At 67.1% G+C, this 21,760-nt stretch carries 21 protein-coding genes; 6 read left to right on the forward strand and 15 right to left on the reverse strand.

Annotated features, from left to right (window positions below):
• Positions 1-25: 25 nt before the first annotated feature.
• From GGR46_RS19215 to GGR46_RS19235, 5 genes are all read right to left on the reverse strand, one after another.
• A complete protein-coding gene (locus tag GGR46_RS19215) occupies positions 26-2,962 on the reverse strand; it encodes a 2-oxoglutarate dehydrogenase E1 component (protein WP_183999613.1) in 2,937 nt (978 codons plus the stop codon).
• A gap of 65 nt (positions 2,963-3,027) precedes the next feature.
• Entirely contained in the window at positions 3,028-3,912 is an 885-nt protein-coding gene (gene sucD / locus GGR46_RS19220; protein WP_183999614.1) for a succinate--CoA ligase subunit alpha, read from the reverse strand.
• Between the two features lie 4 nt (positions 3,913-3,916).
• The gene (locus GGR46_RS19225; protein ID WP_183999615.1) at positions 3,917-4,531 is read right to left on the reverse strand and encodes a hypothetical protein; all 615 of its coding nucleotides are present in this window, start codon (positions 4,529-4,531) and stop codon (positions 3,917-3,919) included.
• Positions 4,532-4,533: 2 nt separating this feature from the next.
• A complete protein-coding gene (gene mdh / locus GGR46_RS19230; RefSeq protein WP_183999616.1) occupies positions 4,534-5,496 on the reverse strand; it encodes a malate dehydrogenase in 963 nt (320 codons plus the stop codon).
• A gap of 183 nt (positions 5,497-5,679) precedes the next feature.
• The gene (locus GGR46_RS19235; protein ID WP_183999617.1) at positions 5,680-6,228 is read right to left on the reverse strand and encodes a winged helix-turn-helix transcriptional regulator; all 549 of its coding nucleotides are present in this window, start codon (positions 6,226-6,228) and stop codon (positions 5,680-5,682) included.
• A gap of 52 nt (positions 6,229-6,280) precedes the next feature.
• Between GGR46_RS19235 and GGR46_RS19240 the strand changes: the two genes are divergently transcribed.
• Positions 6,281-6,691: a VOC family protein gene (locus GGR46_RS19240; RefSeq protein ID WP_183999618.1), complete on the forward strand. Its 411-nt coding sequence runs from the start codon at positions 6,281-6,283 to the stop codon at positions 6,689-6,691.
• Positions 6,692-6,817: 126 nt separating this feature from the next.
• Complete coding sequence (locus GGR46_RS19245) at positions 6,818-7,936, forward strand: acyltransferase family protein (RefSeq protein WP_183999619.1); 1,119 nt, start codon at positions 6,818-6,820, stop codon at positions 7,934-7,936.
• On the opposite strand, the gene GGR46_RS19250 is transcribed toward GGR46_RS19245, so the two are convergent.
• The 7 genes from GGR46_RS19250 to GGR46_RS19280 form a co-directional block, all read right to left on the reverse strand.
• Complete coding sequence (locus tag GGR46_RS19250; RefSeq protein ID WP_183999620.1) at positions 7,874-9,712, reverse strand: glycoside hydrolase family 2 protein; 1,839 nt, start codon at positions 9,710-9,712, stop codon at positions 7,874-7,876. The two genes, GGR46_RS19245 and GGR46_RS19250, sit on opposite strands and share 63 nt — an antisense overlap.
• Before the next feature lie 69 nt (positions 9,713-9,781).
• The gene (zapE, locus tag GGR46_RS19255; RefSeq protein WP_183999621.1) at positions 9,782-10,894 is read right to left on the reverse strand and encodes a cell division protein ZapE; all 1,113 of its coding nucleotides are present in this window, start codon (positions 10,892-10,894) and stop codon (positions 9,782-9,784) included.
• A complete protein-coding gene (locus GGR46_RS19260) occupies positions 10,891-11,364 on the reverse strand; it encodes a hotdog domain-containing protein (protein ID WP_183999622.1) in 474 nt (157 codons plus the stop codon). Before GGR46_RS19260 ends, zapE begins: the two co-directional genes overlap by 4 nt.
• Positions 11,365-11,369: 5 nt before the next feature.
• The gene (locus GGR46_RS19265; protein ID WP_183999623.1) at positions 11,370-12,155 is read right to left on the reverse strand and encodes a succinate dehydrogenase iron-sulfur subunit; all 786 of its coding nucleotides are present in this window, start codon (positions 12,153-12,155) and stop codon (positions 11,370-11,372) included.
• 58 nt (positions 12,156-12,213) lie between these two features.
• A complete protein-coding gene (locus GGR46_RS25865) occupies positions 12,214-13,086 on the reverse strand; it encodes an ATP-dependent Clp protease proteolytic subunit (RefSeq protein WP_343058251.1) in 873 nt (290 codons plus the stop codon).
• A 1-nt stretch (position 13,087) separates the two neighbouring features.
• Positions 13,088-14,062, reverse strand: coding sequence for a C13 family peptidase (locus GGR46_RS19275; RefSeq protein ID WP_183999624.1), 975 nt, complete (start codon positions 14,060-14,062; stop codon positions 13,088-13,090).
• A gap of 112 nt (positions 14,063-14,174) precedes the next feature.
• On the reverse strand, positions 14,175-14,726 hold the full coding sequence (locus tag GGR46_RS19280; RefSeq protein ID WP_183999625.1) for a hypothetical protein: 552 nt from the start codon (positions 14,724-14,726) through the stop codon (positions 14,175-14,177).
• Between the two features lie 101 nt (positions 14,727-14,827).
• Between GGR46_RS19280 and GGR46_RS19285 the strand changes: the two genes are divergently transcribed.
• Together GGR46_RS19285 and GGR46_RS19290 are read left to right on the forward strand one after the other, a co-directional pair.
• Positions 14,828-15,238 carry a BlaI/MecI/CopY family transcriptional regulator gene (locus GGR46_RS19285; RefSeq protein ID WP_183999626.1) on the forward strand — a complete coding sequence of 137 codons (411 nt, stop codon included), beginning with the start codon at positions 14,828-14,830 and terminating at the stop codon, positions 15,236-15,238.
• 11 nt (positions 15,239-15,249) lie between these two features.
• The gene (locus GGR46_RS19290) at positions 15,250-16,077 is read left to right on the forward strand and encodes an aspartyl protease family protein (protein WP_183999627.1); all 828 of its coding nucleotides are present in this window, start codon (positions 15,250-15,252) and stop codon (positions 16,075-16,077) included.
• A gap of 57 nt (positions 16,078-16,134) precedes the next feature.
• Here the strand turns inward: GGR46_RS19290 and sdhA are convergent, their stop codons facing one another.
• From sdhA to sdhC, 3 genes are read right to left on the reverse strand one after another with little or no spacing between them, the layout of a single operon-like run.
• Positions 16,135-17,937 (reverse strand): succinate dehydrogenase flavoprotein subunit, encoded by a 1,803-nt coding sequence (gene sdhA / locus GGR46_RS19295; RefSeq protein WP_184000106.1) that lies wholly within the window; start codon positions 17,935-17,937, stop codon positions 16,135-16,137.
• Positions 17,934-18,323, reverse strand: coding sequence for a succinate dehydrogenase, hydrophobic membrane anchor protein (gene sdhD, locus GGR46_RS19300; RefSeq protein WP_183999628.1), 390 nt, complete (start codon positions 18,321-18,323; stop codon positions 17,934-17,936). Before sdhD ends, sdhA begins: the two co-directional genes overlap by 4 nt.
• Entirely contained in the window at positions 18,316-18,711 is a 396-nt protein-coding gene (sdhC, locus tag GGR46_RS19305; RefSeq protein WP_183999629.1) for a succinate dehydrogenase, cytochrome b556 subunit, read from the reverse strand. The genes sdhD and sdhC overlap by 8 nt, the downstream gene beginning before the upstream one ends.
• Before the next feature lie 232 nt (positions 18,712-18,943).
• Between sdhC and GGR46_RS19310 the strand changes: the two genes are divergently transcribed.
• Together GGR46_RS19310 and GGR46_RS19315 are read left to right on the forward strand one after the other, a co-directional pair.
• On the forward strand, positions 18,944-20,287 hold the full coding sequence (locus tag GGR46_RS19310) for a methyl-accepting chemotaxis protein (RefSeq protein WP_184000107.1): 1,344 nt from the start codon (positions 18,944-18,946) through the stop codon (positions 20,285-20,287).
• Between the two features lie 14 nt (positions 20,288-20,301).
• Positions 20,302-21,669: a methyl-accepting chemotaxis protein gene (locus GGR46_RS19315; RefSeq protein ID WP_183999630.1), complete on the forward strand. Its 1,368-nt coding sequence runs from the start codon at positions 20,302-20,304 to the stop codon at positions 21,667-21,669.
• The last annotated feature ends 91 nt before the right edge of the window (positions 21,670-21,760 follow it).

Raw genomic sequence — 21,760 nt, forward strand, 5'->3', positions numbered from 1 at the left:
TGTCTTTCCTCGTTCCCTGGGGATCTCAGTTGTTGCGGGTCCGGCGAATTTCTTCGCGGACATTGTGGCCGAGGGCATCGGCGACGAGCGCGCCCTGCTCTGCGGTGTGGCGCTTCATCAGGCCGGTGGCGACTGCGGCGGCCGGCGCGCGGCCGGCATAGCGCGGACGCTGCACCTTGCTCTTCGCCTCGGCCAGGCTGGCCTCAATGAAGGGTTCGACGAAGGTCCAGTAGCCGTTGTTCTTCGGCTCTTCCTGCGCCCAGATCACTTCCTCGAGGTTGGTCATGCGCGCGATGCGCGCCGCCAGGGCCTCGCCCGGGAAGGGATAGAGCTGCTCGATGCGGACGATCGCGGTGTTCTTGTCACCGGCCGCGTCGCGCGCCTCGATCAGGTCATAGGCGACCTTGCCGGTGCACAGCACCAGGCGCTTCACATCGTTGTCCGCCGGCGCGCTGGGGTCCGACAGGATGCGGCGGAAGTGGCTCTCGCCCAGGAAGTCCTCGGCCTTGCTCACCGCCATCTTGTGGCGGAGCAGCGACTTCGGCGTCATCTGCACCAGCGGCTTGCGGAAGTTGCGATGCATCTGGCGGCGCAGCAGGTGGAAATAGTTCGCCGGCGTCGTGATGTTGACGACCTGCATATTGTCTTCCGCGCAGAGCTGGAGATAGCGCTCCGGGCGCGCCGAGCTGTGCTCGGGGCCCTGGCCCTCGTACCCGTGCGGCAGCAGCATCACCAGGCCATTGGCGCGCAGCCACTTGGCCTCGCCCGCGGCAATGAACTGGTCGATCATGATCTGCGCGCCGTTGGCGAAGTCGCCGAACTGCGCTTCCCACAGCACCAGCGTCTTCGGATCGGCGAGCGCATAGCCATATTCGAAGCCGAGCACGCCATATTCGCTGAGCGGCGAGTCCAGCACCTCGAAATTCCCGTGCGGGATGGTCGAGAGCGGGATGTAGCGATGCTCGTCGCGCTGATCGACCCAGACGGCGTGGCGCTGCGAGAAGGTGCCGCGACCGACGTCCTGGCCCGACAGGCGGACGCCATAGCCTTCCGAGAGCAGCGAGCCGAAGGCGAGGGCCTCGCCGGTCGCCCAGTCGAAATTCTCGCCGCCCGTGAACATCGCGCGCTTGGCGTCGAGCACGCGGCCCAGAGTCTTGTGGATCTCGAGATCGGCGGGAACCTCGGTCAGCGTGCGACCGAGGCTGTCGAACAGCTTCTTCTCGATGCCGGTATCGACGCTGCGGCGCGTGTTCTCGGCATCGGCCGGGGCCGACAGGCCCGACCAGCGGCCGCCGAACCAGTCCGCCTTGTTGGGGAGGTACGACTTGCCGGCCTCGAACTCGCCTTCGAGCAACAGGTTGAACTGCTTCACCTTCTCGTCGACGAAGCCCTGGTCGATCGTGCCTTCGGCGATCAGCTTCTTCGAATAGACGACGCTGACCGACGGATGCTGGCGGATCGCCTTGTACATCAGCGGCTGGGTGAACGAGGGCTCGTCGCCTTCGTTGTGGCCGAAGCGACGATAGCACCACATGTCGATCACGACGTCGCGCTTGAAGGTCTGGCGGAACTCGATCGCCATCTTGCAGGCGAAGGTCACCGCTTCGGGATCGTCGCCATTGACGTGGAAGATCGGCGCCTGGACGCCCTTGGCGACGTCCGACGGATAGGGCGAGGAGCGCGCGAACTGCGGGCTCGTCGTGAAGCCGATCTGGTTGTTGATGATGAAGTGCAGGCAGCCGCCGGTGTTGTATCCGCGGATGCCCGAGAAGCCGAGGCACTCCCAGACGATGCCCTGGCCGGCGAAGGCCGCGTCGCCGTGCAGCAGCACGGGCAGCGAGCCGGTGTGGTTGTCCAGGTCGCTGGCGATGGTCTGGATCGCGCGGGTCTTGCCGAGCACGACCGGATCCGCCGCCTCGAGGTGCGAGGGGTTGGCGACCAGCGACATGTGGACGCTGATCCCGTCGAACTCGCGGTCGGTGCTGGTGCCGAGGTGATACTTCACGTCGCCCGAGCCGCCGACGTCATCGGGGTTGGACGAGCCGCCCGAGAATTCGTGGAAGATCGCGCGGTACGGCTTCGACATCACGTTGGTGAGCATGTTCAGGCGGCCGCGGTGCGCCATGCCGTACACGATCTCGCGGATGCCGAGCTGGCCGCCATATTTGATGATGGCTTCCATCGCCGGGATCATCGCTTCGCCGCCGTCGAGGCCGAAGCGCTTGGTGCCGACATATTTCTTGCCGCAGAACTTCTCCCACTCCTCGGCCTCGATGACCTTGGAGAGGATCGCCTTCTTGCCGTCGGCCGTGAACTGGATGGCCTTGTCCTTGCCCTCCATCCGGTCCTGGAGGAAGCGGCGCTCCTCCACGTCGGCGATATGCATGTATTCGAGGCCGACATTGCCGCAATAGTTCGCGCGCAGGATGTCGACGAGCTCGCGCACCGTCGCCTTTTCCAGGCCGAGCGTGCCGCCGAGATAGATCGGGCGGTCATAATCGGCGGCAGTGAAGCCGTGATATTCCGGGGTCATGTCCGCCGGCACGTCCTGACGGGCGAGGCCGAGCGGATCGAGCGTGGCGGCAAGGTGGCCGCGGACCCGGTAGGTGCGGATTAGCAGCATCGCGCGGATCGAATCGCCGGCGGCGCGGGCGATATCGGCTTCCGAAGCGGCCGGGCCGGCGGGTTTGGCAGCAGGTGCTGCGCCGCCCTTGGCGGGCTTGGGTGCCGGCTCCATCTGGGTCGGGTCGAGCCCGGCGGTGAGGGCATCCGTCTCGGCGAGCGGCCAGCGCGGATTGGCCCAGCTGGGCCCCGACGCGGTGTTCTCGAGGCCGTCGAAAAACTGCTGCCACTTGGGCTCGATGCCCGACGGATCCGCCTTGTAGCGGCGGTACAGCGTCTCGACGAAGGCGGGGCTCACACCGCCGGCGATGTCGTCGAAGTCCAGGCCCTCATAGCCCATAGTCAATTCCAGTCTGTGTTAGCGCTCCCATTCCTTGTAGGAGATAGGAGCGCGCACGTTACAATTCAGCCCTTGAGCACTTCGACCAGCGTCGAGCCCAGCTCCGACGGGCTGGCGGCGACGCGGATGCCCGCCTCTTCCATCTTGGCGATCTTCTCTTCGGCGCCGCCCTGGCCGCCCGAGACGATCGCGCCGGCATGGCCCATGCGGCGGCCCGGAGGCGCCGTGCGGCCCGCGATGAAGCCGGCCATCGGCTTCTTGCGGCCACGCTTGGCCTCGTCGATCAGGAACTGCGCGGCTTCCTCTTCGGCCGAGCCGCCGATTTCGCCGATCATGATCATCGACTGGGTCGCGTCGTCGGCGAGGAACAGCTCGAGCACGTCGATGAAGTTGGTGCCGTTGACGGGGTCGCCGCCGATGCCCACCGCGGTGGTCTGGCCGAGGCCGGCATTGGTGGTCTGGAACACCGCTTCATAGGTGAGGGTGCCCGAGCGCGAGACGACGCCGACCGAGCCCTTCGAGAAGATCGAGCCCGGCATGATGCCGATCTTGCACTCGCCCGGGGTCAGCAGGCCGGGGCAGTTCGGGCCGATCAGGCGCGACTTCGAACCCGAAAGGGCGCGCTTCACCTTGACCATGTCGAGCACCGGAATGCCCTCGGTGATGCAGACGATCAGCGGCACTTCGGCGTCGATCGCCTCGAGGATCGAGTCGGCGGCGAAGGGCGGCGGCACGTAGATGACCGAGGCGTCGGCGCCGGTCTTGGTGACCGCTTCGGCCACGGTGTCGAACACGGGCAGGCCGATATGCTCGGTGCCGCCCTTGCCGGGGGTCACGCCGCCGACCATCTGCGTCCCATAGGCGAGCGCCTGCTGGGTGTGGAAGGTGCCGGTCTCACCGGTCATCCCCTGGGTGATGACCTTGGTGTTCTTGTTGATCAGGATGCTCATGCGTTCACTGGGCTCCAGGCGCTTTGGATTCGGTTAGGGACGAGGAACGCAGCACGACCCAGCCACCATAGGCGGCGGCAGTCAGGCGAACGTCCTCATGTGCGGAAGTGGCGACCGACGCACCGACCGCGCTGGCGGTGGGGCGTGCGGAGAGCGGCACGGCGTCCTCATTTGGCAGGACGATCTTGCGTGCGGCGGAATAATCCTCGTCGGACAGCGCATACCACAGCACGACGCAGCTATCGCCGATCGGGGTGTGGCTGGCCTGGGCGGTGGGCGGCAACAGATAGAGCTGGCCACCGGCGATCCGGTAGATGGTGTTGGGGACCTGCGCCGCGGTGGGGGCGGGCAGCTTCTCGGCCTCGCCGCGCGTCGCGACGGTGCCGGCGCCGAGCGCGCGCTGCGCGGCTGCGGGCAGCGCGGCATAGGTCATCGCCTCGGCGACGTTCTTGCTCAGGCGCACCGCGCCGCTGACGCATGCGGCCTGGAACAGCGGCACCGGCTCGGCTGGCGCCGTCGGGGTGGCTTCCTGGGCCAGCGCGGGCGCCGGCAGCAGCGAAGCCGCGCTTGCACAGGCAAGCGCGGCGATCGCGAGCAGGCCGGAGCGCTGCGCAGTCATGGTCAGGCGAGCGAGCCGTCGATCGCCTTGCAGGCGACCAGTAGTTCCTTCACCGCGTCGACCGAGACCGTCAGGTTGGCCTTGGCTTCGTCGGTCAGGTTGATCTCGATCACCTTCTCGACGCCGTCCTTGCCGATGACGATCGGCACGCCGACGTACAGATTGTCGACACCGTACTGGCCGGTCAGGTGCGCAGCGGCCGGGAGGACGCGCTTCTTGTCGTAGAGGTAGCTCTCGGCCATCGCGATCGCCGAGGTGGCGGGTGCGTAGAAGGCCGAGCCGGTCTTGAGCAGGCCGACGATCTCGCCGCCGCCCGAGCGGGTGCGCGCCACGATCGCGTCGATGCGCTCCTTGGTCGAGAAGCCCATTTCGATCAGGTCGGTGACCGGGATGCCCGAGACGGTCGAATATTCGAGGACCGGGACCATGGTGTCGCCATGGCCGCCGAGCACGAAGCTGTTCACGTCCTTGACCGAGACGTTGAACTCTTCGGCGAGGAAGTGGCTGAAGCGGGCCGAGTCGAGCACGCCGGCCATGCCGACGACCTTCTGGTGCGGCAGGCCCGAGAATTCGCGCAGCGCCCAGACCATCGCGTCGAGCGGGTTGGTGATGCAGATCACGAATGCGTCCGGCGCGTTGGCGGCGATGCCCTCGCCGACGGCCTTCATCACCTTGAGGTTGATGCCGAGCAGGTCGTCGCGGCTCATGCCCGGCTTGCGGGCGACGCCGGCGGTGACGATGATCACGTCCGCGCCTGCGATGTCGGCATAGTCGTTGGTGCCGGTGATCTTCGAGTCAAAGCCTTCGACCGGGCCGCACTGCGACAGGTCGAGCGCCTTGCCCTGGGGCACGCCTTCGACCACGTCGAACAGGACGATGTCGCCCAGGCCCTTGAGTGCTGCGAGGTGCGCGAGCGTACCGCCGATATTGCCGGCGCCGATCAGCGCGATCTTCTTGCGGGCCATGGAAACTCCCTATGGGTCTGGTTCAACCGGAACACAGGCGCGCGTACCGGCGCGCCGGTGAAACGGTGGCGGCTTAGGCCCATAATAGGAGAGTCGCAACCCGTGAAAAAGCGTGGTCGCTGATTATCTTTGCAACTAATTCGCAAGTGCATTAAGCTATTTGGCCGCCATCTGCCGAGAGGCTCAGCTGGTCAGCGCCCCTGCCAGATCCTGGCCCTTGCCGGTCAGCGCGTAGAGCGGCAGCGGCGGATAGCGGTCCTCCAGCCTGCGCCGGACCAGCTCCGCGTCTATCACGGCCTTGAGCGTCGTCGAAAGGGCGCGGGGGGTCACCGGCGCGAGGCGTGCCTGGATTTCGCCGAAGCGGCTCCATTCCGTTCCCATTCCGCCGACCAGGGGCAGCGACCAGCGCGGCAGCTCGCCGGTGGCGAGCTTCAGCCGCGTCCGCATCGCTTCGATCCGCTCGCACAGGGCGCCGACCGGGCGGCCAGCTTCGCTCAGCAGATATTCGGGGCGCAGCGGATGGCCATGGCCGGGATTGGGGACCACCCAGCCGCATTCCTTCAGCCAGGCGAGGCAGCGGGTCAGGCTGTTGTGCGAAAGGCTGAAGGCGCGCGCGATCACCGCGAAGCGTGATCCCTGTTCGCGGCTGAGCAGCGCCAGCACCGGGATCGCCCAGCGATTGGCCTCGAGCATGCGGAGCAGCTGGGCCGGGGAGGGGGGCGTTGACTCCATGATCAAATTAATATCGACTATATAAATGGAACCATAGAGTCGGAGATTCGATATGGCAACTACGCTCGAAGCACCTGCTGGCGCCGAGGCGCTCGGCTATGATGGCGGCCTCACCTGCGCGATCAGCGTCACCAGTCTCGATGCCGCCATCGCTTGGTATCAGGACGTGCTGGGGATGACCTTGCTCTACCGGGTGGACGAAATTGCCTGGTGCGAATTCGCGAGCCCGGTGGCGCGGGTGAACATCGGTCTTTCGCAGGTCGAGGCCGTGCCGCAGGGCGGTGGGGCGACGCTGACCTTCGGCGTTGTCGATATCGATGCGGCCAGGGCGGTGCTCGATGCGGCGGGCGTCCGGCAGGATGGGCCGGTGCAGGAAATCCCGGCCATGGTGAAGCTGCTGACCTTCTACGACCCCGACGGCAATGCGCTGATGTTCTACCAGGACATTGCGCCGCAGGGCTGAGCCACGGGTGCTCGATTACGCCATTCGGGGTGGATCGGGCACGGAGTGACGCGGTCTTAACCCCTTGTCTGGCAAGTCATTGCCATGGGGGAATCCGCGCCACAAAAGGGGGAACGGCTCGACGCAGTGGACTTGCTGCGCGTGGCCAGCGCGTTGCTGGTCGTTGCCTTTCACTACGGAGCGGCGTTCGCGCTGGGCGGCAGCTACAACAGCAAGGGCTGGGCCGAAATCGCGACGCTGCCCCGCGAATGGATTCCCTATAGCTGGTTCGGCTGGGTCGGCGTCGAGGTCTTCTTCGTCATTTCGGGACTGGTCATCGCCGGCTCGGCGGAGAAGGTGCGTGCGGGCACCTTCCTCGCCCGGCGCGCGCGGCGGCTGGTGCCCGCGGCATGGCTGTGCGCGACGATCACCGCGCTGGTGCTGATCGGCATGGGCAATGCGCCGGGGCATGTATTCTATCAATGGGCCGGATCGGCCGCGTTCCTGCCCGTATGGCCGTGGATCGATGCATCCTATTGGACGCTGGGGATCGAGATCAGCTTCTACCTGCTCGTCGCCCTGACCATCCATGTGACCGGGGCGGCGCGGCTGGAGGGGCTTGCCTGGCTGCTCGCGCTGCTGAGCCTCGGCTATTATTCGGTCGTGCTCGCCATCGGCGTGGCGCCTCATGCGGCGGATCGCCGCTGGCTCGATCTCGCGCTGCTGCCGCATGGCGCGTTCTTCGCGCTCGGCATCTTCGCGCGCGCGATCCTCACCACCGGGCTGCGGCCCGCGCGTGCCGCGGGCGTGCTGCTCTGCGTTCTGCTCGGGCTGGTGGAGATCGTGGGCGGTGCAGCAGGCGGTGCGCATGCGTTCGGCATCACCGGATCGCAGGCGGTGCCGGCGTTCATCTTCCTCGCGGCCATGGCCATAGTCTTCGCGGCACCCATCCTGCAGGCGCCGCTGGGGCGCGTGCTGCCGCCGCGGCTGGTGACGCTGCTGGGGCTGGCGACCTATCCGCTCTATCTGCTGCACCAGGATGCTGGCGGGGCATTGTTCGTGCTGCTGCAGCGGGCGGGCCTGGCGCCGATCCCCGCACTGATGCTCACCCTCGCCGCGGTCATCGGTGCGGCGCTGCTGGTCGCAGGACTGCTGGAGCCCGCGCTGCGGCGCTGGCTGGTCCGGTCGGCCGGGGCGATACGCTCAGCGCTCGCCGGTGCGCTCCGCCCGGCGCCGATATTCCTCCGCGAGCACTCCGAACGCTAGCTTGCGCTGCCCCGTCTCGGAGATCAGTCCCTTGCGGTTCCAGCCCTGCTGATAGACCGGGTGCTGGCGGCGCGGGGAGCGGAAGTCCTTGAGGATCCAGGGGCTCAGTCCGCGCACGAACGGCACCTTCGCGGCCATCTCCAGCGTGCGGCGATAATATTCGGCCTGATATTCCTCGCTGAACTTGTGCGGAGCGGCGGCACCGTCGTGATAGCCGTAAAGCGCATCGGCACCGAATTCGGAGAAGATCAGCGGCTTGGTCACCGGGCTGGCCCAGGTGAACGAGGGTAGTTCGGCGAGCGGGTCGTCCGAATACCAGCCATTATAGGTGTTGATCGCCATCACATCGAGGTCGTTCACCAGCGGATCGTCGATGCGCATCTCCTTGCCCTTGCGGGCGCTGAGCAGCGCGGCGGTGACGAGCCGGCTGTCGTCGAGCGCGCGGACATCGCCGATCAGCGTGCGCAGGAAGGCGTTGCGGGCATCGGATACCGGAGTCTCGTTGGCGACGCTCCACAGCACGATCGCGGCGCGGTTGCGGTCGCGGCGGATATTCTCCGCGATCATCCGGCGGGCGGTCGCCAGCGTTTCCGGATTGCCCCAGGCGACGCGCCAATAGACCGGCACCTCGCTCCACACGAGCAGGCCCATCTCGTCGGCGAGGCGGGTGGTGCCCTCGTCGTGCGGATAATGGGCGAGGCGCACGAAATTACCGTGCAGGCCCTGCTTGATCTCGGCGAACAGTGCGCGGGCGGCCGCGGGGCTCATCGCACGGACGGGATCCTTGCCCAGTTCCTCCTCGTGCATCGAGATGCCGCGCAGGAAGATCGACTTGCCGTTGAGCAGGATCCTGTCGCCCTGCACCTCGATCGTCCGGAAGCCGACCCGGTCGGCGAAATGATCCGCGCCGGCGGTGATCTGGACGTCATAGAGTGTCGGGTTCTCGGGCGACCAGCGCTTGAGCCCGCGCGGTGCCGGGAGGCTGGCGCTCCACTTGCCCTCGCCATCGGTGCGCCCCTCCAGCGCGCTGCCGAGCGCGGGGATGGCGAGGCGGATGGTGGCATTGGCGGCCTGCGGGCCGAGCAGCTGCGCCGACACCGCGATCCGCCCATCCTTGTCCAGCCGCACGAACGCGTCATCGACAAAGGTCTCGGGCACGGTGACCAGCCGGACCGAGCGGGTGATGCCGCCATAGGTCTCCCAGTCGGTGACCGGCGGCGGCACGTCGCTGTCGGTGCGGGCGGAGTCCACGCCCACGGTGATCTGGTTGCTGCCCGGGCGCAGCCTGTCGGTCACGTCGAAGGCGAAGGGTGTGAAGGCGCCGACATGCTTGCCGACCGGCTTGCCGTTGAGGAACACGCTGGCGGCATAGTCCGCGCTGCCGAAGCGGAGATAGACGCGCTTGCCCGGGCCGGTGGGGGTGTAGTCGAAGGTCCGCTGGTACCAGACCAGCCCCTGATAATAGCGCATCTCGGGCGCGTGGCCGATCCAGCTTCCCGGCAGATGGGTGATCGCCGAGCGCTGCATGTCGAACTCGAACAGGGCGGTCGGGCGCTTCGCGGCCTCATCGGCCTGGATCCTGTCCTGGTACCGCGCGGTGCTCTCGCTCGGCGGGCCGCCATGGAAGCCAGCGACGCCGTCGCGATAGGGATCGACCGACCAGTGCCACGCGCCGTCCAGGCTCTGGTTCTCGCGCAGATCGGCGGCGACCAGAGTCTGCGCCGAAGCGGCGAGGGGGGCCAGCAAAACCACCAGCGCGAGCCCGATCCGACGCATAGTCTCTCCCTCTTCTGCCTTTGAGGGAAGCCTATCGCTTGTCAGGCCATTTGGCCAGACCGATGGAGTCTATTGCTCGCCATGCCCTTCCGCCAGATACGTATCCGAGCGCATCTCCATCAGGCGGCTGACGGTGCGGTCGAACTCGAAGCGGCCATCTCCCGTCTCGTACAGGTCCTGCGGCTCGGCATCGGCGGCGGCGAGCAGCTTGACCTTGTGCTCGTAGAGCGCGTCGATCAGCGTCACGAAGCGCGCCGCCTCGTTGCGGTTCTCCGGCCCGAGCTTGGGGATGCCGACTAGGATGACGGTGTGGAAGCGCCTGGCAATGGCGAGATAGTCGGCCGCGCCGCGTGCCTCGCCGCACAGCCGCTTGAACGAGAAGACCGCGACGCCCTTCAGGCATTTGGGCACGTGCAGCTCGCGCCCGCCCTGCACGGGCAGCTCGCAGGTCGGCACGTGTGCGGCATCCTCGACCGGATAGTCGGTCAGGCGGAAGAAGGCGGCGGAGAGCTGCTTGGTGGCCTCCGGGCCGTTCGGCACCAGCCAGGTGTCCATCCGGCCCAGGCGATCGAGCCGGTAATCGGTCGGGCCGTTCAGCGTCAGCACGTCCATCTTCGCTTCGATCAATTCGATGAAGGGAATGAACAGCTGGCGGTTGAGCCCGTCCTTGTAGAGGTCGCGCGGGGGGCGGTTCGAGGTGGCGACCATCGTCAGGCCGTGGCCCATCATCTCGGTGAACAGCCGCGAGAGGATCATCGCGTCGGCAGGGTTGTTGACCACCATCTCGTCGAACGCGAGCAGGCGAACATCCTCGGCCATCGCGTCGGCGACCGCGACGACGGGATCGCGCGTGTCCTTCTTGCGCTCCTCGTTGAGGCGTTCGTGCACCTCGAGCATGAACTCGTGGAAATGGACGCGGCGCTTCCGGCGGATGTTCACGCTCTCGTAGAACAGGTCCATCAGCATCGACTTGCCCCGGCCGACGCTGCCCCAGATGTACAGCCCGCGCGGCGGCTCGGGCAGGCGGCCGAGCGCACGCCACAGGATCGAGCCCTTTCTGGGCACCGCCTCGAGCTCGCCGGCAAGACTGTTCAACCGCTCGGCTGCGGCGGCTTGTTCTGGATCGGGGCGCAGCTCGCCCGCTGCGACCAGCGCCTTGTAACGGTCGATAACGCTGGTCATTGGGCCTCTTGCTTCGGCGGCGCCGAACTCTTGCGGATGGTGCCGAGGAAGCTGGCGACGGTCACGTCGCCCTGGCGGACCACGCCGCGCAGGAACAGCATGCGGCCGGTCTCGCGGAGCAGATCGACTTCGGCCTCGGTATCGGTGCCGATCGCGCCGCCGGCGATGAACTGGATCGACATGTCGACCGTCGAGGCCGGGCCGGCCAGCACGCCAAGCCCGCGGGCGGCGGCGAACAGCGCCATGTCGATGAACCCGGCCAGCGCGCCGCCATGGATATGGTCGCGCAAATTGGAATGCTGGCGTTCGAAGCGGTGGCGGACCAGCGCGGTGCGGGCATCCACCGCCTTCACCGAAAGCGAGCCGATGAAGCTGTTGAACCGCCCCTGATCCAGAATCTGCCAGCGCTTCCAGCCTGGCAGGTCCGGATCGTCTTCGTAGAAGAAATGCTCGGGCGTTGGCTGACTCACGGGGATCAGATGGTGCGCTCGGCTTCCATCTTCTTGATCTCGGCGATCGCCTTGCCCGGGTTCAGGCCCTTCGGGCACACGTTCGAGCAGTTCATGATCGTGTGGCAGCGATAGAGGCGGAACGGGTCCTCGAGATTGTCGAGGCGCTCGCCGGTCATCTCGTCGCGCGAATCGGCCAGCCAGCGATAGGCCTGGAGCAGGATCGCCGGGCCGAGGAACTTGTCGCTGTTCCACCAGTAGCTCGGGCACGAAGTCGAGCAGCAGGCGCACAGGATGCACTCGTACAGGCCGTCGAGCTTCTCGCGCTGTTCCGGCGACTGGAGGCGCTCCTTGCCCGAGGGCGTCGTGGAGACGGTCTGCAACCACGGCTTGATCGAGGCGTACTGCGCATAGAAGTGGGTGAAGTCGGGGACCAGATCCTTGATCACGTCCATGTGCGGCAGCGGGGTGATGCGGATGTCACCCTTGATGTCTTCGATCGCGGTGGTGCAGGCGAGGCCGTTGCGGCCGTCCATGTTCATCGAGCACGAGCCGCAGATGCCTTCGCGGCACGAGCGGCGGAAGGTGAGCGAGCTGTCCTGCTCCGACTTGATCTTGATCAGCGCGTCGAGGACCATCGGGCCGCATTCGTCGAGGTCGATCTCGAAATTGTCGTAGCGCGGATTCTCGCCCGAATCCGGATCGTAGCGATAGATCTTGAACTTCTTGACGTTCTTCGCGCCCGGGGCCGCCTTGTGCTCCTTGCCCTTGGTGGAGATGCGGCTGTTCTTGGGAAGGCGGAATTCGGCCATCGAGGGGTTCCTTATGCTTGGGCGCGCGATAGCCAATCGCGCCGCACGGCTCAACCTCTCAGATGATATCGTGGACGAGGCCGAGCGAACGTGCCTCCTCGGCCTCGATGTACCAACCCGCGGTGGCGCGTGCGGCGACGTCCTCGAAGCGGAGGTTCGAACCGGCGATGATCTCGCGGAAGCCCTGTTGCTCGATGCGCGCGGCCTCCTCGATCTCGCCCAGCCGGGCCCTGAGGCTGGCGGCCTGTGCCTCGAGCGTGCCCGAAAGCGCGATGCTCGCCTGGCTCTGTCGTGCCTGGAGCATCAGCCTTGTGCCGCGCGTGAGGAAACGCCGGTCGGCAGGGAAGGCAGCCATGAATGTCGCACCCACCGCATCGACCGCTACCTTGCCGAGGAACAGGGTTTCGCGCCCCGAATAGTCGCGCAGCAGCCTTATCTCGTCGCCCATCAGCCGCGCGACCTCGGGATCGCCGCCCGGCGTGGAAAGTGAGACGACCAGCGCGCCCTCACGCGGGGCGGCGGCGAGCTGCGCGCGGAAGCTGGCGTACATCGCCTGGTCGACCGGGCCCGCCAGCGCGACATGCGGCCGGGCGAGCATTGGGTAGCGCGTCGCCTCGCCGCCATCATCGGGCAGCGGTTCTGGATAGGGGTCTGCCGGCGGGGCGGCGACCGGCGCGATCGCCTCCGGTTCCGGCGCCCGGGGCAGCGCCGGTGCTGCGGCGCGGGGCGTCGGCGCCCGCCGCTGTGCCTCGCGCCGCTCGATCCAGCGGCGCACCAGGAACGCGAAGCCGAAGGTGATCAGTAGGCCGAGCCCGACCTGGAGCAGCCGATTGCGGAAGCCGCCGGGAAGCGCCTTCTGGATGGCGGCGGGGATCTGGTGTTCCAGATCGCCCGGGATCAGCCGCTCCAGCAGGGTTTCCTGGCTGGCCATGTCATCCGCCGCGCTTGAGCGCGTCGGTCGCGGGGCGGCCGACGGGCGGGGTGTCGGTCTTGGGCATGCGCGCCTCGAGCGGGGCGAGCCAGGTCGCCACGTCGGCGCCGATCGTCACCTGCGGGTTGGACGGGGTGACGTGGGCCGCGCTCTCCCAGTCGTTGATCAGCATCCGCGCCTCGTCCGAGGCCTTTTCCAGCGGCTGGCTCTTGCGCAGCGCATGGTTGATCATCGCGTCGCCGAAGAAGGTCCAGTCATTGTCCGCCTGGCAGCCGAACGAAGTGCGGTCGGACGAGGCGGCAGTGAACAGCGCCGTATTGGGGCCGGCGAGCGGGCCGACGAAGATGCCCGAATAACAGGCCGACAGGATCAGCACCCGGTTCTTGATGCCCAGTTCGTCGAGCAGCGTCTCGAGCCGCTTGGGGCTCAATATGCCATAGCCCTCGTCGCCGTCATGATAGGCGATGCCGACCTGGGCGCCGTGGCTGGTGGTGTAGAGGACGAGGACATCCTGCTCCTTGTCCATCACCTCGGCGACGCGGGCGAGGGCGAGGGTCAGGCTGGTCAGGCTGCCATTGGGCAGCTCGCTGGGCAGGGTGCCGGCGCTGCCGGCGAGGACGATCGTGCGCCCCGCGGCATCGAAACGGCGCGACAGCACCTTGCCTGCCTCGCGCGCCTCGCGCCCGAACACCGGATCGCTGTCGAGCGCGATCGAGACGACATAGGCGTCGACCATGGCCTTGCGCTGCGGCTGGAGGCTGTTGAGCACGATGTTGAGCTTGCGGGTATCGGCGAGCATCGTCCGGGCCGAACGGCCGCGCTGCAGTTCGGGGCCGGGATCGAGCCCTTCGATGCCTTCGGGGCCGGAGACCATCCCCGGCCAGCCCGCCTGATGCTCCGGCGCCTTGTACTGGGCGGCGGCGGGTGAGACGGCAAGCGCGGCAGCCGCCGCAAGCATGGCGAACGCGATACGCATGGGCAGGCTCAGAACCCCCGATTAGTTAACGCCTCACTCTCGCGGGTGCGCGAATGGTGTCAAGCGCGGACGGCGTGCCCGTCCCGAAGCTGCACTTGGGGATCGCCGCGCCTCAATGCCAGACCGCGGAAAGCGGATAGAGCAGGATGAGCCAGATCAGACAGCCGATCACGATGCGGCGTTCGCGCACCAGGATCGCGAGCAGCGAGACCGGGAAGAACGACCAGGTGCACACCAATAGCCTGGCGGTGAGCATGCCCTGCGAGCCGATCAGCCCGACGGTCGTCGCCATCAGCGCCAGGTTGCACAGCAGGACGGCGCCCATCACCTTGCGATAGTGCCGGTCGAAATAGGCGTTGAGATCGCCCCATTCCTCGAAATCGTCGGGGAAGATCAGCGAGGCGGCTACATAATAGATGGCGGTCACCAGGAAGCCGCAGAACATCACCGGCCAGTTGAGCGGCAGCATGTCGCGCAATGCCCAGCCATACATCCAGAAGCTGACGACGTCGCAGGAGACGAAGACGCCGAGCAGAGTGGTCGCCCAGCCGATCCGCACCCTGTGGCTGGCCTTGAGCGCGCGGGAGAGGCCGCCCAGCCCCTCGGCCAAGGCAAGGCCGAGCAGCAGTCCGAAGAACGAAAAGATGAATTCGAACGCGCTCATGTGGTGCCCCCTGTCCGAAGCAGTCGCGTGGAGAGGCGGCGGATGTCAAGCTACGAAGCATTACGTTGACTCTCTACGAAGAGTTACGTAGATGCGGGGATATGAAGCGTATCTCGACCTATCCCGACCGCGAGATCCCGTTGCCGACGGAAGCCGAGCTCGAGGTGCTGGGGGTGATCTGGGAGCAGGGCCGGGGCACGGTCGGCAGCGTCCATTTCGTGCTGAACGAGCAGCGCGCGCGGGGCTACACCACCGTGCTCAAGCTGATGCAGATCATGCTCGCCAAGGGGCTGTTGTCACGGCTCGATAAGGAGCGGACGCATTTCTACCTGCCCATCGTGACCGAGGCGGAGACGCGGGCGGCCTATGTGCTGGAAATCTCCGCCAGGCTGTTCTCGGGATCGCTGTTCGCGCTGGCCTCGTTCGCGCTCGGGATGACGCCGGCGGACGAGGATGTCGACGAGATCCGGGCGGCGATCGACGCGCACGATCGGCCGGCGGGTCGCCAATAGGGGGAAGATGCATGCGGATGGTGGCGATGCTGGGCATGCTGCTCGGCGGGATTTCGGCTGCGCCGGCGGCGCGGGATGGCGACGCGATTTCGCTGCGGCTCCACCAGGGCAAGCAGTTCACCGTGGAGGCGGTGGTGGCGGGCAAGCCGCGCAACTTCCTGTTCGATACCGGCGAAGGCGTGACCATGATCAGCCCGGCGCTGGCAAAGGAACTGGGCTGTGAGCCCTGGGGCAACATCACCGCATTCCGCATGCTCGGCGAGCGGCTCGACCTCAAGCGCTGCGACGATGTCGCGTTCGGGATCGGGGCCGGCCGCTACACGGTGCCGTCGGTGATCGTCCACGACCTGGCCGAGATCAATGGCAAGGACGAGCCGCCACTCGATGGCGCGGTCGGGCTCGACCTGTTCGACGGCCGCACGATCACGATCCAGTTCGCCGAACGGCGGGTGATCGTCGAGACGGCCGACTCGGCGAAGCGCCGCATCCGGGGCGCCACCGAAGTGCCCATGCGGCTCTCGCGGCCCGAAGGCCTCGGGCTCGACGTCAATCTGGGCGTGACCACGGCCAGGGGGCTTTCCTGGATGGAGCTGGATACGGCCAATGCCGGCCCGACGATCTTCGTGTCGCAGTGGATGGCGCCGCTGTTCGCCCTGAACCCGGCGACGCGTGAGCCGCAGGACGTGACGATCCGGCTGGGCGGCATGACCCTGGCGACCCGGGCGCGCGTGTTCCCCGACATGATCTTCGACGGCAATATCGGCATGCAGCTGGCCAGGGACCACAGCATCACGCTCGACCTGAAGAACGGGCGGGCCTGGGTGCAGTCGGCGCAATAGAAAAGGGCCCGCTCGCACCTGGCGAACGGGCCCTTTCCGGAACCTGCTATCGAAGGATTAGTACACCCGCTTCTTCGGCTTGATGTACTCGATTTCGTCCGTCAGCGTATAGTCATGGACCGGGCGGTAATCGATGCTCGTGGTGCCGCCCTTGCCGCCCCAGCCCTCGAAGGTGGCGACGGTGTGCTTCATCCAGTTCTTGTCGTCGCGCTCGGGGAAGTCCTCGTGCATGTGCGCACCGCGGCTTTCCTTGCGGTTGGCGGCGCACTCGATGGTGACGACGGCCTGGCCGATCAGATTGTCGAGCTCGAGCGTCTCGACCAGATCGGTGTTCCAGATCAGCGAGCGGTCCTGGATGCCCACGTCCCGGAAGCCCTTATAGACTTCCTTCATGTGCTCGACGCCTTCCGCCAGCAGCGCGCTGTCGCGGAACACGGCGCAGTGGCGCTGCATGGTCTTCTGCATGTCGGCGCGGATCTGCGCGGTGGGCTTTTCGCCCTTGGCGTTGCGGAAGTGATCGAGGCGGCTGAGCGCGAACTCCTCCGAGCCCTTGGGCAGCTCGTTGTGCTTGGTGCCGGGCTTGATGATCTCCTTGAGGCGGAGACCGGTGGCGCGGCCGAACACGACGAGGTCGATCAGCGAGTTGGAGCCGAGGCGGTTGGCGCCGTGCACCGACACGCAGGCCGCTTCGCCGACCGCGAACAGGCCGGGGACGACCGAGTCCGGATCGCCATCCTGGTTGCGGACGACTTCGCCGTGATAATTGGTCGGGATGCCGCCCATGTTGTAGTGGACGGTCGGCACCACCGGCAGCGGCTGGCGGGTCAGGTCGACGCCGGCGAAGATCTTGCCGGTCTCGGTGATGCCCGGCAGGCGCTCGGCGAGGATCTTCGGATCGATATGGTTGAGGTGAAGGAAGATGTGATCCTTCTCCTTGCCCACGCCGCGGCCCTCGCGAATCTCCATCGCCATCGAGCGCGCGACGACGTCGCGGCTGGCGAGGTCCTTGGCCGAGGGAGCATAGCGCTCCATGAAGCGCTCGCCCTCGGAGTTGGTCAGGTACCCGCCTTCACCGCGCGCGCCCTCGGTGATGAGGACGCCGGCGCCGTAGATGCCGGTCGGGTGGAACTGGACGAACTCCATGTCCTGCAGCGCGATGCCCGCGCGCAGCGCCATGCCGTTGCCGTCGCCGGTGCAGGTGTGCGCCGAGGTGGCCGACTGGTAGACGCGGCCGCCGCCGCCGGTGGCGAGGACGACGGCGTGCGAGCGGAAGCGGTGGATCGAGCCGTCTTCCATGCACAGCGCGATCACGCCGCGGCAGGCGCCGTCTTCCATGATCAGGTCGAGCGCGAAATATTCGACGTAGAAGTCCGCGTCATACTTCAGGCTCTGCTGGTAGAGCGCGTGGAGCATGGCGTGGCCGGTGCGGTCGGCCGCAGCGCAGGTGCGCTGCACGGGCGGGCCTTCGCCCATGTTCTGCATGTGGCCGCCGAACGGACGCTGGTAGATCGTGCCATTGTCGTTGCGGCTGAACGGCACGCCGGCATGCTCGAGCTCATAGACCGCGGCCGGAGCTTCGCGGACCATGTACTCGATCGCGTCCTGGTCGCCGAGCCAGTCGGAGCCCTTGACGGTGTCGAACATGTGCCACGACCAGTGGTCGGGCGTGTTGTTGCCGAGGCTCGCCGCGATGCCGCCCTGGGCGGCGACGGTGTGCGAGCGGGTGGGGAACACCTTGGTGATGCAGGCGGTCTTCAGACCGGCCTCGGCGCAGCCCATGGTGGCGCGCAGGCCAGAGCCGCCGGCACCGACGACGACGGCGTCATAGGTGTGGTCGATGATCTTATACGCGGACATCAGAGCGCGGCTCCCGCCGAGAAGGCGATCTTGAGGATCGAGAAGATGGCGGTCGTGCCGGCCGCCAGCGTGAAGAAGTTGAGCAGGATCATCAGGACGATGTGCGTCTCGTCATGCTGATAGTCCTCGATCACCACCTGCAGGCCGAGGCGGAAGTGGTAGAAGGTGCTGGCGACCAGCAGGATCAGCGGCACCGCGACCTGGGTCTGGCCCATCCAGTGGCGGACCGTCTCGAAGTCATAGGTCGGCAGCAGCGCGACGCTGACCACGAACCAGACCATCAGGACCAGGTTGGCGCCGGCGGTGAGCCGCTGGTGCCACCAGTGATGCGTGCCTTCCTTGGCGGGGCCGAGGCCGCGGACGCGGCCGATGCTGGTGCCGTTACCCATTGGTCTTCCCCCAGATGATGAAGGCCCAGAAGGCCGCGGTGAGGACGATCGCGGCGACATAGGTCAGCTGCGCGGTGGTCTTGTTGGCCTTGAGCTCGAAATTGGCGCCCTGGTCGAGGAACAGGTGGCGGATGCCCGAGCACATGTGCTGGAAGAAGGACAGGGTCAGGCCGATGCCGAAGACGTAGCCGACCACGTTCAGCGCGCCGGACTTCACCGTGAACACGTCGAGGAACAGGCCGTACGCCGCCGGGCCCGATGCCAGCGCGACCAGCCACCAGACGAACAGGAGCGTGCCCACGGTCGCCATGCCGCTGCCGGTGACGCGGTGGGTGATGGAGACCGCCATCGAGGGGCCCCACTTCCAGATCGATAGATGCGGCGACATGGGTCGCGCCGTGTTGCGCACATTGGCCAAGATGATGTCCTTCCTCGGTCGGTGCCCGTCTCCTTAGTCCGCGCGCGGCGGGATGCAAGCTGGCACGCGCAACCAGTGCATGCCCCGGCCGTTTGACTAACCCGGTCTTAACCAGTTCGCCCGCATAGGCAGGGCAAGTGGCCGTTCGTCCCATGGCCGCACAGGGGACTTTGTCGTGACCAACGCCGTTTCGCCTCAGGATCTGCCGGAGCCCGGCACCGTGGCCGCCCGCATCGACGTGCGCGCCCGCCTGCGCATCTTCGATTTCGAAGGCTCGCTGGCCGCTTCGGGCCGCGCCGCCTGGGAAGCGCTGGAGCCCGAGATTCGCGCGGTCTCCGAGGCTTATTGGCAGCAATGGCTGCGCTGCTTCGCCGATGAGCGCAACTGGGCACCCGACGACACGCAGAAGATGATCGATGTCGGCGTGGTCTTCCTGAAGAACCGCTTCCTCGACACCGAGGGCCGCGCCTGGATCGAGTCGATCGAGCGCTCGGTCGCCGCGGCCTATGCCTCGGGCGTGCCGCCGATGGCGCTTCTCTCGATGATCAGCGCGAGCGACCGGGCGGGGCTCGAGATCCTGATCCGCCGCGTCGGTGCGGAGGATGCGCGACTCGCCGGGCTGATCGACACGCTGATGCGCCTGTCGGCGCTCGAGGGCGACATCACCGTCGAAATCTACAACATGTACCGCGAGCACAGCGCCCAGGCGGCGCGCGACCGGCTCGCCGAGGATTTCCGCGACACGATCGGCGGCACTGTCCAGCGCGCCTCGCGCGATGGCGAGCAGCTCCGCGTCCAGGCCAGCCACACCTCCGCCTCGGCGCGCGGGATGCTGGGCAAGGCGTCGGAAGTTGCCGCGGCGGCCGAACAGTCGGCGGTTGCGATGCGCGAGGCTGCGCAGACCGCGGCCGGCCTGATCCGCGCGATCGAGGACGCGCGCATGGAAGTCGAGGCCGCCGCTGGAATCGCCACGCGTGCCTCCAGCCAGGCCACTGATGCGGTGGGCATGAGCGAAGCACTCAGCGACCACGCCAAGTCCATCGAATCCATCCTAGGCCTGATCCGCGACATTGCCGGCCAGACCAACCTGCTCGCGCTCAACGCGACGATCGAGGCAGCCCGTGCCGGTGATGCCGGCCGCGGCTTCGCGGTGGTCGCGCAGGAAGTGAAGAGCCTCGCCAACCAGACCGCCCGCGCCACCGACGACATCGCCGCCAAGATCGCCGCGATCCAGTCGGCGACGAAGAGCACGGTCGAGACCAATGCCTCGATCCGCTCGACGGTCACCGAGGTCCAGGAAAGCGCCAACCGCATCCGTGTCGCGATGGAAGTCCAGGCGCAGACCGTCACTGCGATCACCGCGGCTGTCGACGAGACCGCGCTCGCCGCCGACTCGATGTCCGCCACCATTGGCGCCATCCGCGAGGATACCGAAGCGGTGGCGAGCGAGATCGACCGGGTTGGCCAGGGCTTCGCCGCGCTCGAAGGGCAGCTGGGGAGCTTGAAGGGCAGCGCCAGCGATTTCATCGCCAAGGTTGCGGCCTGAGGGGGAGAGACAAGATGGTTGGAACGCGCGAACCCGGCCGCTGGAGCGGCGGCACGCGGACGGTCGAGGATCACCGCCGCGAATATGACTGGGACGGCGCGGTCGAACCGGCCTGCCGCGAGATCGTGGCGCTGATCGGCCATCGTCAGCGGGCGATCGCCGAGGGGTTCTGGAACCACTTCAAGGCGATGCCGGCCAGCCAGCCGATGCGCAAGACGTTCGAGGATCCTGCCCTGTACGAGGCGCAGGTCGCGCACGGTACGCGTTATGGTACGATCAAGTTCGAGAAGCCGTTCAGCGAGGAATGGGTCGAGATGGTGTGCAGCTATGCCGCCCAGACCTATGCCGCGGGCATCCCGCTGCCGGCAGTGGTCGCCGCCTTCTCCTTCGCCCATAGCGAGACGATGCGCGCGCTGCGCGAGGCGCTGCCGGGCGATGCCGAGAAGCTCGGCAGGCTCTGCGACGTGGTCCAGCGCATGGCGATGGCCGAGGCCGATCTGATGGCCGGCCATCTCGGCGCGCGCGACGCGGCCTATGCCGACCAGGCGCGCCGCGATCGCTCGATGCAGTTCAAGGCGAGCATCGCCGAGTCGATCGAAGGGGCCACCGGTCTTGCCAACCGCATCCGGGTGCAGGCGCAGGGCGCTTCGGGCTCGGCACGCGGGATGCTGGGCAAGGCGTCGGAAGTTGCCGCGGCGGCCGAGCAGTCGGCGGTTGCGATGCGCGAGGCTGCGCAGACCGCGGCCGGCCTGATCCGCGCGATCGAGGACGCCCGCATGGAAGTCGAGGCCGCTGCCGGTATCGCGACGCGTGCTTCTTCGCAGGCAACTGACGCCGTCGGCATGAGCGAAGCACTCAGCGACCACGCCAAGTCCATCGAATCCATCCTAGGCCTGATCCGAGACATTGCCGGCCAGACCAACCTGCTCGCGCTGAACGCGACGATCGAGGCAGCCCGTGCCGGTGATGCCGGCCGCGGCTTCGCGGTGGTCGCGCAGGAAGTGAAGAGCCTCGCCAACCAGACTGCCCGTGCCACCGACGACATCGCCGCCAAGATCGCCGCGATCCAGTCGGCGACGAAGAGCACGGTCGAGACCAACGCCTCGATCCGCTCGACGGTCACCGAGGTGCAGGAAAGCGCCAACCGCATCCGTGTCGCGATGGAAGTCCAGGCGCAGACCGTCACTGCGATCACCGCGGCGGTCGACGAGACCGCGCTCGCCGCCGACTCGATGTCCGCCACCATTGGCGCCATCCGCGAGGATACCAAGTCGGTCACCCACGAGATCGACACGCTCCAGAAGGACGTGGCCGAAGTCGACGACCGCCTGCACAAGCTGCGCACCGCGGCGGACAGTTTCTCGTCCTCGGTAGCTGCCTGATCTCATCCGTCATCCCGGCGAAAGCCGGGATCTCGAGCCGCAGGCGCGCCCTCGCCCGAGACCCCGGCTTTCGCCGGGGTGACGAAGGGGC

It is taken from the genome of Sphingomonas kyeonggiensis, from assembly GCF_014196745.1.
Classification (GTDB): domain Bacteria; phylum Pseudomonadota; class Alphaproteobacteria; order Sphingomonadales; family Sphingomonadaceae; genus Sphingomonas; species Sphingomonas kyeonggiensis.

Bases quoted from the DNA above. Each gene is read 5' to 3' on its own strand.
- GGR46_RS19265 (WP_183999623.1), bottom strand. From the start codon at position 12,155: ATGGCCGAATTCCGCCTTCCCAAGAACAGCCGCATCTCCACCAAGGGC.
- sucD (WP_183999614.1), bottom strand. From the start codon at position 3,912: ATGAGCATCCTGATCAACAAGAACACCAAGGTCATCACCCAGGGGATG.
- mdh (WP_183999616.1), bottom strand. From the start codon at position 5,496: ATGGCCCGCAAGAAGATCGCGCTGATCGGCGCCGGCAATATCGGCGGT.
- GGR46_RS19235 (WP_183999617.1), bottom strand. From the start codon at position 6,228: ATGGAGTCAACGCCCCCCTCCCCGGCCCAGCTGCTCCGCATGCTCGAG.
- GGR46_RS19225 (WP_183999615.1), bottom strand. From the start codon at position 4,531: ATGACTGCGCAGCGCTCCGGCCTGCTCGCGATCGCCGCGCTTGCCTGT.
- GGR46_RS19285 (WP_183999626.1), top strand. From the start codon at position 14,828: ATGAAGCGTATCTCGACCTATCCCGACCGCGAGATCCCGTTGCCGACG.
- sdhD (WP_183999628.1), bottom strand. From the start codon at position 18,323: ATGGGTAACGGCACCAGCATCGGCCGCGTCCGCGGCCTCGGCCCCGCC.
- GGR46_RS19240 (WP_183999618.1), top strand. From the start codon at position 6,281: ATGGCAACTACGCTCGAAGCACCTGCTGGCGCCGAGGCGCTCGGCTAT.
- GGR46_RS19250 (WP_183999620.1), bottom strand. From the start codon at position 9,712: ATGCGTCGGATCGGGCTCGCGCTGGTGGTTTTGCTGGCCCCCCTCGCC.
- GGR46_RS25865 (WP_343058251.1), bottom strand. From the start codon at position 13,086: ATGGCCAGCCAGGAAACCCTGCTGGAGCGGCTGATCCCGGGCGATCTG.
- sdhC (WP_183999629.1), bottom strand. From the start codon at position 18,711: ATGTCGCCGCATCTATCGATCTGGAAGTGGGGCCCCTCGATGGCGGTC.
- GGR46_RS19215 (WP_183999613.1), bottom strand. From the start codon at position 2,962: ATGGGCTATGAGGGCCTGGACTTCGACGACATCGCCGGCGGTGTGAGC.
- GGR46_RS19315 (WP_183999630.1), top strand. From the start codon at position 20,302: ATGGTTGGAACGCGCGAACCCGGCCGCTGGAGCGGCGGCACGCGGACG.
- GGR46_RS19280 (WP_183999625.1), bottom strand. From the start codon at position 14,726: ATGAGCGCGTTCGAATTCATCTTTTCGTTCTTCGGACTGCTGCTCGGC.
- zapE (WP_183999621.1), bottom strand. From the start codon at position 10,894: ATGACCAGCGTTATCGACCGTTACAAGGCGCTGGTCGCAGCGGGCGAG.
- GGR46_RS19290 (WP_183999627.1), top strand. From the start codon at position 15,250: ATGCGGATGGTGGCGATGCTGGGCATGCTGCTCGGCGGGATTTCGGCT.
- GGR46_RS19275 (WP_183999624.1), bottom strand. From the start codon at position 14,062: ATGCGTATCGCGTTCGCCATGCTTGCGGCGGCTGCCGCGCTTGCCGTC.